Annotated in this window: 16 protein-coding genes and 1 pseudogene; 8 read left to right on the forward strand and 9 right to left on the reverse strand. The window is 63.6% G+C overall.

The window, feature by feature from the left end:
- Window positions 1–94 precede the first annotated feature (94 nt).
- From ACFXN1_RS11030 to ACFXN1_RS11055, 6 genes are all read left to right on the forward strand, one after another.
- Window positions 95–358, forward strand: coding sequence for a hypothetical protein (locus tag ACFXN1_RS11030; protein WP_379439852.1), 264 nt, complete (start codon window positions 95–97; stop codon window positions 356–358).
- A gap of 104 nt (window positions 359–462) precedes the next feature.
- A complete protein-coding gene (locus ACFXN1_RS11035) occupies window positions 463–618 on the forward strand; it encodes a hypothetical protein (protein ID WP_379439851.1) in 156 nt (51 codons plus the stop codon).
- A gap of 335 nt (window positions 619–953) precedes the next feature.
- Window positions 954–1,280, forward strand: coding sequence for a type VII secretion target (locus ACFXN1_RS11040; RefSeq protein ID WP_379439849.1), 327 nt, complete (start codon window positions 954–956; stop codon window positions 1,278–1,280).
- 2 nt (window positions 1,281–1,282) lie between these two features.
- The gene (locus tag ACFXN1_RS11045; protein WP_379439848.1) at window positions 1,283–3,625 is read left to right on the forward strand and encodes a hypothetical protein; all 2,343 of its coding nucleotides are present in this window, start codon (window positions 1,283–1,285) and stop codon (window positions 3,623–3,625) included.
- A 455-nt stretch (window positions 3,626–4,080) separates the two neighbouring features.
- A complete protein-coding gene (locus ACFXN1_RS11050; protein WP_379439847.1) occupies window positions 4,081–4,491 on the forward strand; it encodes a hypothetical protein in 411 nt (136 codons plus the stop codon).
- A 33-nt stretch (window positions 4,492–4,524) separates the two neighbouring features.
- Window positions 4,525–4,722 (forward strand): hypothetical protein, encoded by a 198-nt coding sequence (locus tag ACFXN1_RS11055; protein WP_379439845.1) that lies wholly within the window; start codon window positions 4,525–4,527, stop codon window positions 4,720–4,722.
- A 466-nt stretch (window positions 4,723–5,188) separates the two neighbouring features.
- On the opposite strand, the gene ACFXN1_RS11060 is transcribed toward ACFXN1_RS11055, so the two are convergent.
- The 5 genes and pseudogenes from ACFXN1_RS11060 to ACFXN1_RS11080 all read right to left on the reverse strand — a co-directional run bounded on the left by ACFXN1_RS11060 (window position 5,189) and on the right by ACFXN1_RS11080 (window position 7,770).
- The gene (locus ACFXN1_RS11060) at window positions 5,189–5,425 is read right to left on the reverse strand and encodes a hypothetical protein (protein ID WP_379439876.1); all 237 of its coding nucleotides are present in this window, start codon (window positions 5,423–5,425) and stop codon (window positions 5,189–5,191) included.
- Window positions 5,426–5,501: 76 nt separating this feature from the next.
- Window positions 5,502–5,684: pseudogene (locus tag ACFXN1_RS11065) on the reverse strand (IS110 family transposase); the annotation flags it as partial.
- A complete protein-coding gene (locus ACFXN1_RS11070) occupies window positions 5,596–6,342 on the reverse strand; it encodes a transposase (protein WP_379439844.1) in 747 nt (248 codons plus the stop codon). The pseudogene ACFXN1_RS11065 and the gene ACFXN1_RS11070, both read right to left, overlap by 89 nt.
- Before the next feature lie 384 nt (window positions 6,343–6,726).
- Window positions 6,727–7,413 carry a hypothetical protein gene (locus ACFXN1_RS11075; protein ID WP_379439843.1) on the reverse strand — a complete coding sequence of 229 codons (687 nt, stop codon included), beginning with the start codon at window positions 7,411–7,413 and terminating at the stop codon, window positions 6,727–6,729.
- Between the two features lie 15 nt (window positions 7,414–7,428).
- Window positions 7,429–7,770: a hypothetical protein gene (locus ACFXN1_RS11080; RefSeq protein WP_379439842.1), complete on the reverse strand. Its 342-nt coding sequence runs from the start codon at window positions 7,768–7,770 to the stop codon at window positions 7,429–7,431.
- Window positions 7,771–7,892: 122 nt separating this feature from the next.
- Here ACFXN1_RS11080 and ACFXN1_RS11085 point away from each other — a divergent pair, with 122 nt between their 5' ends.
- Entirely contained in the window at window positions 7,893–8,375 is a 483-nt protein-coding gene (locus ACFXN1_RS11085) for a transposase (RefSeq protein WP_379439841.1), read from the forward strand.
- Here the strand turns inward: ACFXN1_RS11085 and ACFXN1_RS11090 are convergent.
- Window positions 8,335–8,541 carry a DUF397 domain-containing protein gene (locus ACFXN1_RS11090; RefSeq protein ID WP_379439840.1) on the reverse strand — a complete coding sequence of 69 codons (207 nt, stop codon included), beginning with the start codon at window positions 8,539–8,541 and terminating at the stop codon, window positions 8,335–8,337. The two genes, ACFXN1_RS11085 and ACFXN1_RS11090, sit on opposite strands and share 41 nt — an antisense overlap.
- Window positions 8,538–9,437 carry a helix-turn-helix domain-containing protein gene (locus ACFXN1_RS11095; protein ID WP_379439839.1) on the reverse strand — a complete coding sequence of 300 codons (900 nt, stop codon included), beginning with the start codon at window positions 9,435–9,437 and terminating at the stop codon, window positions 8,538–8,540. Before ACFXN1_RS11095 ends, ACFXN1_RS11090 begins: the two co-directional genes overlap by 4 nt.
- Before the next feature lie 684 nt (window positions 9,438–10,121).
- Here ACFXN1_RS11095 and ACFXN1_RS11100 point away from each other — a divergent pair.
- Window positions 10,122–10,253, forward strand: coding sequence for a hypothetical protein (locus ACFXN1_RS11100; RefSeq protein ID WP_379439838.1), 132 nt, complete (start codon window positions 10,122–10,124; stop codon window positions 10,251–10,253).
- A gap of 226 nt (window positions 10,254–10,479) precedes the next feature.
- Here ACFXN1_RS11100 and ACFXN1_RS11105 read toward each other — a convergent pair whose 3' ends face one another.
- Both ACFXN1_RS11105 and ACFXN1_RS11110 read right to left on the reverse strand, forming a co-directional pair.
- A complete protein-coding gene (locus ACFXN1_RS11105) occupies window positions 10,480–11,118 on the reverse strand; it encodes a hypothetical protein (RefSeq protein ID WP_379439837.1) in 639 nt (212 codons plus the stop codon).
- A gap of 743 nt (window positions 11,119–11,861) precedes the next feature.
- The gene (locus ACFXN1_RS11110) at window positions 11,862–12,701 is read right to left on the reverse strand and encodes a hypothetical protein (RefSeq protein ID WP_379439836.1); all 840 of its coding nucleotides are present in this window, start codon (window positions 12,699–12,701) and stop codon (window positions 11,862–11,864) included.
- Between the last annotated feature and the right edge of the window lies 1 nt (window position 12,702).

A 12,702-nucleotide genomic window follows, 5' to 3' on the forward strand; every position in this document is an offset into this window, starting at 1 on the left:
TCCGTCGCCCTGTTTCAGGGACCTGCGGGTCGCAGATCGGTCGGCGCGACTCTGTGGGACTCGATAAAACTCATCACGCGAGGACGGTGAAGGAATGTTTGCCGTATTCATCTTCATGGTCACGTATCTGCTGGTAGGAGTCGTTGTTGCCAATAACAACTACCAGAAGCGACATGGCCTTCGGGTTCGCATGTTCGTGGACGCGAATCCTTTCAACATCGCAATCTCGATCATGCCCCGTGCGTTCATTTGGCCACTGTTGCTGGCGGTGCCTTCCATGGCGAACCCGGAGCCGTGCACTCACGAAAGGCATATCGAGGCCAAGCGCCGAGGCGTGCGGTTCATCGAGGACATATGAGCTTTGCATCGGAATCCCGGTCGATGCCCGACCCTACCGTAGGCGCGGGCTCTGACCGATACGTCGAGACTCATCGAAATGGACTGCGAAAAGGAGAGAATGAAGTGGCCCAATCCGAGCAAGACGTCCGCAACGCAATCGCTCGCGTGAAAAACTCACCCGCGAATGCGAGCAAGGAAGACTGGAAGGTAGTCAACGATTTCGCGCGCATTGCCGGCCCGCTCGGAAATCTCGCACGCGAGGCGATCAAGGGCCGCTGAGTCGCCGGCGGGGCGAGACCGCGCCCTGTCGGCATCTTCGACCGCGTCTTGCGGGTCGCGAGCCGGCACGGTGGCGGAGCCAACCTTCCGCGGTCGGTGAAGTTCATCCGAGACCACGCGGCATGATCAGGCCACCGAAAGCCTCAGCGGCTCCGCAGGATCGGCGGCGGTGCAACTGGTCCGACACCACGAGCCCACTGCCCGGTAGGGAATTGACACTCGGCCAGACCAGACAGAGGCTCTGGGTGATCGCTTCCTGGTAATGTTCCAGCTCGATTGATCTTGCTCATGCGTGAAAAGCGTTGCGGGTGAACTCAATATGACGAGGGGGCGGCATGGAGGTGTCGGCACAGGAGTTGCGGGAAGCCGCGACGACGATCGACGGGTTCGCAGACGCGGTGGGGAAGCTACCCACTTTCGGCGGTCTGTTTGCTCCCTCAGGGCTACTGGGTACCTTGGGCTCGGATCTGGCGGGATCGGCGACCGCGGTCCAGCTCGACAGGGTCGAGGCGGTCCGATCCAAAGCGATGGGTGTGGTGAAGGGCCGCTATCAGGAATTCGCCGGGCTGCTGCGCACGTCTGCCGACACCTATCACGGCACCGACGAGGATGCCGCAGCCCGGTTCGTGGCTCTCGGAGATCTCAACAGCGGGACGCGCTGAGCATGGCCACGCCCAGCAAATCTACGGTGATGGGCTGGATCGTCGACCTCGGGAATCTCGCGCCGACGATCGAGTCGATCGCGAAGGGCGTCAGGGACAACGCCTCGTCGATGCACAAAACCATCGACGGCATGAACTGGTCCGGGAAAGGGCGTGACGGCGCTGACGGGCGGGTCGATCGCGAACGCCAGCAGATGGGCGTGGTCGCGGACGCCTTCGACGATCTTGCGACGGCGTGTCGAAACGGTCAGTCGGCGTTGGAGCCGATGGTCGCCTCGGCCCGTCAAACGGTGACCCACCTGAACGGCGATTTCTACAAGGTCTCCGAGGATTGGTACGTCGAGGACACATACAACTACGCGGAAGCTCTGCTCCTGGCCGGAAGCGAGCAAGTGAAGGACCAGATCAACCAGTTGCAGATCGACCGGAAGAACGAGGCCGCGAATCAGACGGTCGCCCTACAACGGCTGGCGGCCGATATCGGGGCGGCCGATGACGCCATCGCCACCGCGCTGAGCACGGCGCTGGCCTCGATCGAGCAGCTGACTCCGGCCTCGGCGGGGCTGAATCCCGTAGCCGCACAGCAGGATCTGGACGCGTGGAAGAACGGGAAGGCGACCCCTGATCAGCTCGAGCGGTTGCAGCTGGCAACCCAGCTGACCCCGGACCAGCTCCAGGATCTCCTCAACGGCAAGGATGTGGATCTGCCGCAGGAGCGATTCGACTACCTGCGCAGCCTGATGCGAGGCATGGACGGGATGAGCGTCGCCGACATCTCGCAGCTCGGCGACAAACTACCGGCCGACCAGCAGGGAAAGCTCAAATCGGGCGCGGTCGACGCGATGCAGCTGATGTCCAACCCGCAGATCAAGACTGTCGGCGACGAAAAGGTCGAGGACCAGGGCGGGATGATCCAGTTGCCCACCCAGGTGCAAACACTGCTGAAGGAGAACCCGGTCCGGCGCAGCGAGAAAGCGCCGGCAAGCGAGTTCGCCGCCAACCTCATCGATATCCCTCACGAAGGCGACTTCAACACGTTCGTCGATCTGCTGGGCAAGGGGAATCCGGGACTGGCCCAGGGCAGCGACCTCGACCGCGGGCTGCTCAAACAGGGCGCGGAGATCGGCGCGGCGACCGCTAACAACCTTGTGCTGGAGCCGAAACCACACGGCGCGACCGACCTCGCCGACCGCATGCTGAATCAGGCCGGCGGTGACCGGCTGGCGGTCCACGACCTGCTGTACGGCACCAATATGCAGTGCACGGTCACCGACGGCGGGCACTACGACGCACCCTCGCACGTGGCCGACCTGCTCGGTCGGGACTGGCACGGTCACGAGGACGGCGTCAGCAAGGTCATCGAGACCGCCGGCCGATATGCCACCTCGGCTGATCCCACCCTGAATCAGCAATCGGGCGAGGCATCCTGGGCGCTGGCGAACTATGCGAGCACCCACGCCCACGACCTGCTCCACCTCGACGGCGGTGATCAGTCGATCGGGATGGTGGACCCGAAGATGACCAAGGCGCTCGGCCAAACCCTGGCGTCGTATATTCCTGACATGGTCGGCACTACCGAGGGCAGCTTCGGCACACACGGTTTCGGTGCGATCGACCAGGCGAATGTGAAGAACATCTTCGCTGTCATCGATTCCAACAAGGACGCCGCCGTCGACTTCAACCGCGCCGCGTACGTGTCGATCGCACAGATGAACCAGGCCTTCGGGGCGCACGGCGGCACCAATTACGCGCTCGGCGAATGGGCCGGAAGGATCGATGCCGCCGCCCAGTCCGGAATGCAGCTCGAACTCGACGGCCGGAAAATGGATCAGGCCACCCAGCTCAAATACGAGCAGACGATCTTCGATTCGGTGAAGGACATCGCCGCGTTCGGAGGCAAGCACATCCCCCGGCTCGGCATACCCGCACTCGGCGGATCAAATAGTCTGCCAATGGGTTTCAGTATCAGCGACTTCACCGAGCTGGGCGTCAAGGTCGCGGCTCCGGAGGTGAAGAACTGGTTGTTGGGGGCCGTGCCCGAGCTCGACCCGAACGCCGACCTGGACGGGTACGGCAGTCAGTCGAAACAGTTCTACAACATTCTTCAAGGCATGACGCTGACCTCCGACCACCCCGACTACTCGAAAGACCCGAACATAGGCCGATACTTCGACAGCAACGGCAATTTGATGTCATTCGACGACATCAAACGGCTCGATGGCATGAACGGAGCAAATAGCCTCCCCGTGTTCAAAGGGAACATGAAGAATTTTCTCCCGGGGCTCGTCGCATACGACGACGGCTGGACCGCAGCTCACAATAAATCGGAGTGGCATCCACGATGACAGCGTCGCGATTCAACAGTGCATGGAGGCTAGTAGGCGCGGCCTTGGGGATCACAGCACTGCTGGCTGCCTGCACGAACAGCGCACCGGCATATCGGATTCCAGACGAGCTCGAGTTCAGCTTCCTTTGGTCCGCCGAACCCGGGATAGGGCTGACGTCGGATGCTGCGATCATCGCTCGGGCATATATGGAATCGGCGTTCATCTCGTATCGGACAGACCGACGCGGTTGGCCGATGTCGATGCCGAGCAAGTACTCTTATCCCGGCTACGCTGCGGCTTCACCCGAAACAGGTGATCATTATATCCGCGGCGACGGTCTATCAATGGCATACCTCGAACCCCCAGGCACTCGAACCGTGGGAACCTTTTACGCGCGCTTGTTGGAGTTGAAAACTGGCGACTCCACACAGTCCGGGGTGCCGCAGACTACACCGCCCACATGGAATGCCACGATGTGCGTCTGGGTCGACGGACTGGACTTGAAATCGTCTCCAGCCGAGAAGGATCCGTTCAATGGTCAGTATCACCCATTCGTGAATGTCAGCGGTGCCGGGACCCTGCCAGATGGCGGCCGCACTGTTCGACTCGCCATGCAGCCACCGCCAACCGGCCAGCCGACACGTCTCTCCGCAGGTGAGGGTCCGGCACGGTATCCGACCACCGACGTGTTCGGCGACTGGAAAATCACCGACGCGAAGATGACCGACCCCGGAACCAATTCCCCTGGCGAACAGAACCTCTGTGCCGATCGCTTCGACAACCCCGTGCCGACCGCATTACGAGGCCGGGACTCCCGTAAGGGATCCGACGTGCCTGCGCCCACACTCGACCCGTATCCAGGCTGGCCGGGGAGCAAACAGTAGCCCATCAGCAAAGTCACTCGTTCGGAGCGTGCAGTGAGCTGGTTGAATCTACCGGAAGAGATCAGAGCCGCCCTCACGAAACCCCCTGGGGTATCGAGTAACTCGCCGAATACGACGGATACCGACGACGAAGACCAGAACGTGGCCGGGGCACCGGAATTCACCAACGCCATCAGTTATGAGGACTGGAAGCGCGACCGTGAGTGGACAATCCTGGCGCCGCCGTGGTGATGAGCATCCGGCGCTGGGACTGCGGCGCAGACTGCCCTCACATCCTGACCTGCGGGAACGGATTGCCGCTCGCGGTGGCGCTGTCGGGCGCCGATGTCAACGACCATCTGCTGTTGCCCACACTGCTCGGCCAGGTTCGACCCCCGTGCGGGCGTGCGGGCCGACCCAGACATCGGATCACGAACCTGATCGCGGACAGGGATACGGCTACCCCAGCGTGTATTCCGAACTGCGGCAACGACGTATCACCGGCTACATCGCGCGCCGCGGCACCCGCGACAACGTCACCGACCGGCCGCTGGATCGCCGAACAATCCTTTGTCTTGCTCCACCAGTACCAGCGGCTGGCCATCCGATGGGAACGACGCACCGACATCCACCACGGATTCCTCGACCTCGCCGCAGCACTGATCTGCTGGCGATGACTCAGCAACAGAACCCGATAGACGTCCCAGGAGCCTGAATGTCAAGCAGCAGATGGTTGAGCGGGACCTGGCCAGGCCGTGGCTTCGTTGTAGTAGGTTCCGGTTTTGAGGCAGCTGTGCAGGATGCCGACGAGTCGGTTGGCGAGCTGGCGCAGGGCGGCGTTGTGGCCGGCACCGCGGGCTCGGTGGTGGTCGTAGTAGGCGCGAGAGCCCCTGGACCACAACAGTGCGGATTTCGCTTGGGTGGTGAGGGCGTCGATGAGGCGGTCGTTGTGCACGAACGTGGGCCAGTGCGATCTTCTTCTTGCCCGAAGCGCGGGTAATCGGGGAGGTGCCCGCGTAGTTCTTGCGGGCCTTGGCGCTGGCGTAGCGGTAGGGGTCGTCACCGAACTCGGCGAGCACCCCGGCACCCAGGACCGATCCCAGCCCCGGCTGGGACAGGATGATCTCAGCGGCCGGGTGCTGCACAAAATGGGCGTCGACCTGCCCGTTCAGGATCTTGATCTGAGCGTTGAGAACGGCCAGCAACGCCTGCACCGCCGCGGCGTATGCCTCGGTCACGACGTTCGAGGTGCTCGCAGCGCAACGCGGCTCGGACACGGGCGGCCTTGTCCGCGACATTCTTGCGGCGCGCGCGTTTGAGCGCCGCGCCGATCTGCGCGATGGTCAGCCGTGCCGCCTGGGCCGGGGTGGGTGCTTTGGCCAGCAGTTCCAGGGTGTGGGCGGCGTCGAGATCCTCGAAAGCGACCAGCGCGGCCGGGAAGTAGTCACGCAACGCATGCCGCAGCCGCTGCGTGTGGCGGGTCCGTTCCCAGATCATCGTCTTGTGCGTGCGGGCCACGACCTTGACCGCCTCGGCCCGCGCGGAATCTCCTGCGACCATCCGCAGTTCGTGAGCGTGGGTGCGGACCATGTCCGCCAGGACATGAGCGTCGCCGGCATCGCTCTTGGCTCCGATACCCCCAGCCGGTCGCGAAACCTGGACGTCTGCAACGGGTTTACCGTCATCACCGAAAATCCGGCCGCGACCAGCGCCACGACCCAGGGACCCCCGGTCGGTCTCGATCCCGACGATCACCTCGACCTCGTCGGCGTCCTCGCCGACCAGATCCCCGACAATCGCGTGCAACCTCGCCATCCCGGCGACGCCATGGGGCAGTCGTGCCTTGGTCAGACGGCGACCGGACCCGTCCATCACCTCCACATCGTGGTGGTCCTCGGCCCAGCAGCGATCAACTCTCCCGACCTACCAGCAAGGGCACGGTCTATCGTCCGGACTCGAAGTCCAGGAGCTCGGAGTGCTCACCCGCCGGTCGGCTACCACAAGGAGTTTGCCGGATGGCTCACTCCCCGAACTGATTAGAAGTTCTGAGCGTGACTCTTCTCGGCACTGGCCCGGCCAGTCTCACGGGCCGAAGTCGAGATCGTCGAGCGCCGTCGGCGACGCACGATCACCACCTCGCACGCTCGTGCCCGGTCCTCACATTCACCTCGCCGGTGACCCCCGTGGCCCGGTGTCCGAGCTGGCGGCCTCCGCTTCACACCCAGCCGGGCTGATCGTGCCCGGCCGGGTAGCCGCCTACTCGCCCGACCCGTCGCCGATGGCGGTGATCAGCTGCGTGACGTCGGTGCCACCGAAGTTGTTGTTCGCCCCTGCCAGGGACGCGGCCAAGAAGATGTTAATAACCTGCTGCGCAGCCACATTCACTTCGTCCGGCACCCCCACCTCACCGACGTCCGGGGCCACAAGCTCCAACTCCAAGGCCAGATCCAGGGCCCTGTTCCGCACGGCGTCGAGCACAGTTTCGAAGGGCCGCCGACCAACTGCGGCCATGACTTTCGTGCAGTTGAGGGAGGGTTCGACCCCGCCCTCTTCTCGCTTGATACGCCCGTTGAACACCGCGACCGCCTCGGTCGTCCACCAGATGCCGACGCCACCGTCTGCGGCCAACACCTCGATCTCCCCGATGGGGTGCGTGCGCGGAAACTCGAACTGTGGTGCGGTACGCCAATTTTCCGGCATCGCATCACGGTGCACCGGCAGGTACAAGCCATCCGTAAAATACCCCAACGGATCTAGTGGGATCGGCTGCCGATAGTCGGGTACTTCGACGTCCGGTGGATAGCCTTCCAGCTCCCGAATCACCCAGGGCAGCAATGTGTTCTCCGCGCCGATGCGCTTGGCGGCTACCTTCAGACGGCGCAGAATACCCGACACCGACCCGTCCCCTGCCGCGTCCTCGATGATCTGTTGCAGCAATGCCACAGTGCACCCCGGTGTTCAGGTAGCCGGGAGGCCGAGCTGGGTGGTGGCGATACTCCACAGGCCGGTCAGCACCGTCGCTGTCACCTGCTGGCGCACCTCGGCCCACCAACCCGAAACAGCCGGGCCAGCACTACCATCGCCCGCCCGGCCGCCGTCCGCGTCCAACGCCGCCTCCAGGGCCTCGACCTGCTCATCGGACAGGCCAGCCTCACGCAACGCGTCGAACAGGTCCGCGCGGTCATCCTCCGAGCCGTTGTTGACAATGGACTGGGTGACGTTATTGCCGCCGAAATTGTTATTCGAGCCGGTGAAGTCGCCGCCACCGAAATTGAACGTATTCCCGCTAATGGTGCTCAACCCTCCGAAACACGCGAAACGCCTACCGAACGACAAGGCTATTCACGAGCGTACCGTGTGTCGGCGACAAGGGAATCCTGATTCTGTCAGGAAGTACAAAGTCGGCGCGGCTGATTCTGGCCGTGGTCGTCACCCCCGCATCGATCCAGGACCGCGACGCCGCGCACCTGCTGCTGGCCGCGGTGGCCGCCGCTTCGCGGCGATCACGATCGTGTGGGCTGGATGGCTGCTATGCCGGGCGACTGGTCGAGTGGGCGAAAATCGTTCTGGCACTGACGGTCCAGATCGTCAAACGCAGTGACACCGCCACCAGGTTCGAGGTCCTGCCGCAACGTTGGGCGGTAGAGCGAACGTTCGGGTGGCTGGTCAAACACCGCCGCTTGATCCCGCGACTACGAGACCCGCCCCGACCATCGCGAAGCCGTGGTCTACATCGCCGCCATCCACACCCTCACCCGACGGCTGGCCCGCGACAGCGGGCCTGCCACCTGAGTTCTCAGATAGGCTCTGAGACAAGGCAATCGAGTTCATCGAAGTCAGTGGAACCCAGGACTCGACCCGCACCTACGGGAGATCGAAACTGCCCGCCTTCACGGCGCTCGTGAAGCTGTCCCACGCCGGGCCATCGAAGACCAGGATCGGGCTGGAGTCCCCCAACTTCGAATCCCGGACGCCGACACCGCCCCCGTTTAGGTGTGCGGCTTCCACGCAGGTTTCCCCTCCCTGACTTCGGCTGCTCTTGAACCAGTATGCGTCCGATAGATCGTTCACGCCTCATACTCCTTTGCCACACACCTCAGAAGGTGTTTGGTATCAGCTTCATTCAACGCGATCCGCCCGATCCTCGTGTAGGCGTCGCGGTAACGAGAAACGTCGATCTCGCTGTCGTAGTAGATCCGGGAACCGTAGGACTCGACGTAGACGGTCGACGGCTCAACGGGCGTATCTGTCGCGGAGTCTGCAGGAAAGTCCAGGATGACGAACGGGCCGACATGCCCTCCCAGCGGGAAGCCGCCACTGAATGGGAGGACTCGCACCTTGACATGCGGCGGCGTGTCGGCCAAGCGGCGGAGTTGGCCGGCCATGACCCTTCGCGAACCGGCAACCCGCCTCAAGGCGGCCTCATCGATGAGCAGATCTACCTCGAGGGGAGACAACCGACGCGTGATCGCGGTCTGCCGTTGCATCCGAACCTGCACGCGCTGTTCCAATTCCATGGCCGTATCGGAGGTGAAGAACACTCGATTCAACTCCCTCGCGTAGTCGGCAGTCTGGACGATGCCAGGCACCGTGTCGGGTTGGTAGGTGATCATCCGCTCAGCCGCCATCTCCAACGACATGTAGGTCTCGAACTCGGCCGGAATCAGATCCTCATACCTTGCCCACCAATGCGATTCGTCAGTCGGCCGAGTGCGGCGATCCGCTTGCAGCGCAAGAGCCTTCATCTGCTGCGTGCGCTCCTCCGGCACACCGTAGAGCTTGCACAGCGCGTCGATGTCGAGCTGCCGAATCCGGGGATTCTCCCCCTTCTCCAACCGTTGAAGCGTCCCGGCGCCCCGCTCGATCAGCCTGGCGGCGTCGACCAGGGATAGACCCACCGCCTGCCGCAACTCCCGCAGTTGCCTCCCCAACTGCCGCCGAGGAATCGTCGTCGGGTTCTTGCTCATCAGCCCTACTCCCGATTTTTGGATGGCGCGCACGCCCGATCGTGGGTGACTGCTTGGCGAACTATGGATTTCATTGTCGCGCATCGTGGAACCGGCGCAGGAAGAACGGGCGGATTTCTTTGGTTCGCCCAATTCCCGCTGACGTCAGAGGCCATCGAGCCATCTACTGGGCCGAAACCGGACGACGCCGACCACTACTGCTCGGCACGATCACCAGGAGGTCGTAATGCCATGGGACGTATGGGCGATGCTGTCGATCATCGCGCTCTGCATCACCGTGATCCTCTGGTCCTGTTGGGGCTTTTACTCGGACAGCCGTCCGGAAAGTCGCGATTCCCTTCGACTTCCGCTCACCGGAGGCGGACATCTGGACGTCCCCCGCCCGAGCGGTCACCCCGCCGGAAGACACCGATCCCGAACTCGGAAGGTAGCCGCATCGTGAACCCCGCTGAAGTAGCCGTGCTGGCGGCACTCAACCCGGACCGTGCCCTGACCGCCGGCCAAATCCAGCAAGCCTCCGCCCTGACGAGCTGGCGCACCCGAAATGCCCTCGCACAGCTCGAATCCCGAGGTCTGATCATCCCCAGTCGGCCGCGCGGACGCTGGCGAATCACCAGCCGCGGCCGGATCACACTCAGCACGAAAGGCGACAGATTCGGGGGATAGCCGGAAGAGCCCGGCCACATGAGAACCTACGCGGGGCTGCCCAAGATGCCGCTGACGCACATCGATCGTCAGCGCCGCTTCCGTAACCGGCTGACCGAACCATGGTGCGACGCGCCCGTTGCTGGGACGCTGACCGACGCCGGAGGATGAGGGGCTCACTCGGGCCGGATGCGCGAATACCACCTGATAGACAGGTGCGATGACCATCGAATGCCTTCAGCAGTTGGTTGCCGATCTCGGGTCGAGGCGAAGCTGCGCAAGAACGAGCAGAGGCATCCGGTGAAGGCTGCGAGGGGCCAGGCGGTGAAGTGCACCGAATTGGGTCGGCCCTCAGTCACCTTGTGTCAGCGGGTGATTCGTTCCAGGAACTGGTCCGCTACTCCTCGGCCAGTTCCTGGAAGATCCTGGTCCGGTGCCATGCGAAATACGGTTCGCGCGCACTCGTCCACCACGGGCTCACCCGGCCGCGCAGATGATCGTCAACGTGTTGCCGGACATCGCCGGATCTCTGAGTTGCGTTGCTGACCAGGAGCTTCCCTCCGTAGTCCACCCCGATGTAGCCGTGTTCGAACAAGCTGTCGCAGCCGACCGCGCAAGCCAGCATGCCGATATTCTCGAGGTCCTTGCGCTCGTCCTCGGTACACTGCCCACGCCGTTTGATATGTGCCGCGATGAGGAGCTGATCAGGGAAAGCACGCCCGCACAGTGCACATCGACCACTCCCCAGCTGTCGTAGCCTGTGCTTGAGTGCCCGCTGTTCGCGACGAAAGGTCGTCTCGCGAGTCCCGTCCGTCGCCCCTTCGGGCACTGCCACCGACGACGGCACGCGCTTGGATACCGGGCTCTCCGAGTAGCCGAGGTCGGTCTCCAGATTGACAAGATCCGCGAGATTCTCGGCAGGAGCCCCCTCGACGACCGTGAACCCCGGGATCGCGCCGTCACCGCGCCACCCGATTGCTCGACGGACCTCCTGAACCGGTACGTCAACGGTCCGCAGCTCCCCGAGCGCGAACATGTTCGCCCACGATCTACCGTCGGCATCGCGACCCCATAGTCGCTCGGCGAGCGCCTCGTTCTGGAACCGCGCAGCGATGTGGCTGAGAGCGTGCAGCTTGTTGTCGCCGCAGAAGGCAACGGGATCACCGGGTTCCAGCTTTGCCCACTTCCCCGTGTTCACCCCCGGGGTCACTGCCCACATTCGAGCCGCACCATCGGGGAAGATCCGTAGAAGATTCGACAGGGTCTCGGTGTCCAAGAGGTCGAGGTGGTCATCGAAGCGAACTTTGGCCCGGATGGTGGTCTCGAAATGCTCTCGAACTGGTCGGTTGCTGAGGCGGGCTGGCAGCAGCGCGATTCTCACATTTCTCCGTTACGACCGATCCGGCGTTGACCACAGGACACAGCACCGACGCTTCATCCCATTTGACCGATTCTGCCAGACTGGTCGGACATGTGCATCCACGTACTCTGTTGTTGCCCAGCCTCTTTCACGACACCCACGGCTCCCGCCGAAGTAGTTCCTCGACGATCCCGCTCACCGAAATCTGCTATGTCGACGTGACGTCTGTGCCGGTGGCGATTCCGCCGCACGCTGGGCGTCCCCGGTTCGGCGGAGAAGGCACCACGGTAATCGGCGTGGCGTGGCGCTGTTGCTCCAAGCGATCCGCGAGCCCGCCCGTCTCGCCCGGTGTCGAGCCATCGGCAACCGATCGGGAAAGAAGGGTCGACGGTTCCGGTGATGAACCGCTCGAAACCACATCACTCGATTCCTGTGCTCCGATTCTCATCTCCCGCAGTTGCAGCACTTGCTGTAGACGCCGCTTTGGGCCCTCCGGCGATCTCGACACGTATCCGCAGTGAGCCGCAGCCGCATCGTTCGGGGTGCTGACCGGTGCCTGGCACTCCACGGACGTTGCGCCGCAGTGATTGCCGGCGCACCGCCTGGGCGAGCGCGGAGTGGTCGGTTCGGAGCAGCAGGCCCGGGGTTCGGCCGAGGATCGGCGCCTGCGCGGCCCAGACGACGGAGTCGGTGATCACCAGCGATTCACGGCATCGTTTCAGTGGATGCATGGTCGCGTGGTGATCGCGCAGCGCGCGTTCGACTTCGGAGCCGATTCCGGCGGGGCCGAACCAGAACCCGATCTTGACCTGGTCGGGCAGGTCGGCGAGCACCTCGAGGACCTTGCGCGTGGCCGAGCCGTCCACGTGTGCCGAGAAGATCTCGACATTCTCTGTGGCCGAAGCGATGTCGTCGGTCAAGGTTCGCAGGTTGTGCTCGATCCGGGTGGGCCCGGGAGCGGCGGCGACCTGCCGCCACGTCCACTGGTGCGCGTGACGATCCAACTGCTGGAGGGACTCTCGCGTCGGTGTCGGCTGTGCGGGACGGCCGCGGTGGATGCGGCCCATGTCGGCGAGCATGATCGCCTGCTCGCGAGCCCGGCTCATGGCGACGTTCAGTAGTCGCGCGCCTTCGCTGCCCGCCGAGGTCTCGGCGAACCAGGAGTGCAGTTCGAAGTCACCGCCGCTGCTTTCGACCGCGTCGTAGAGCACGACGTCGGTCTCACCACCCTGGAACCGGTGGACCGTGGAGGCCAGCACT

Source organism: Nocardia sp. NPDC059154 (genome assembly GCF_042755705.1).
GTDB lineage: Bacteria > Actinomycetota > Actinomycetes > Mycobacteriales > Mycobacteriaceae > Nocardia.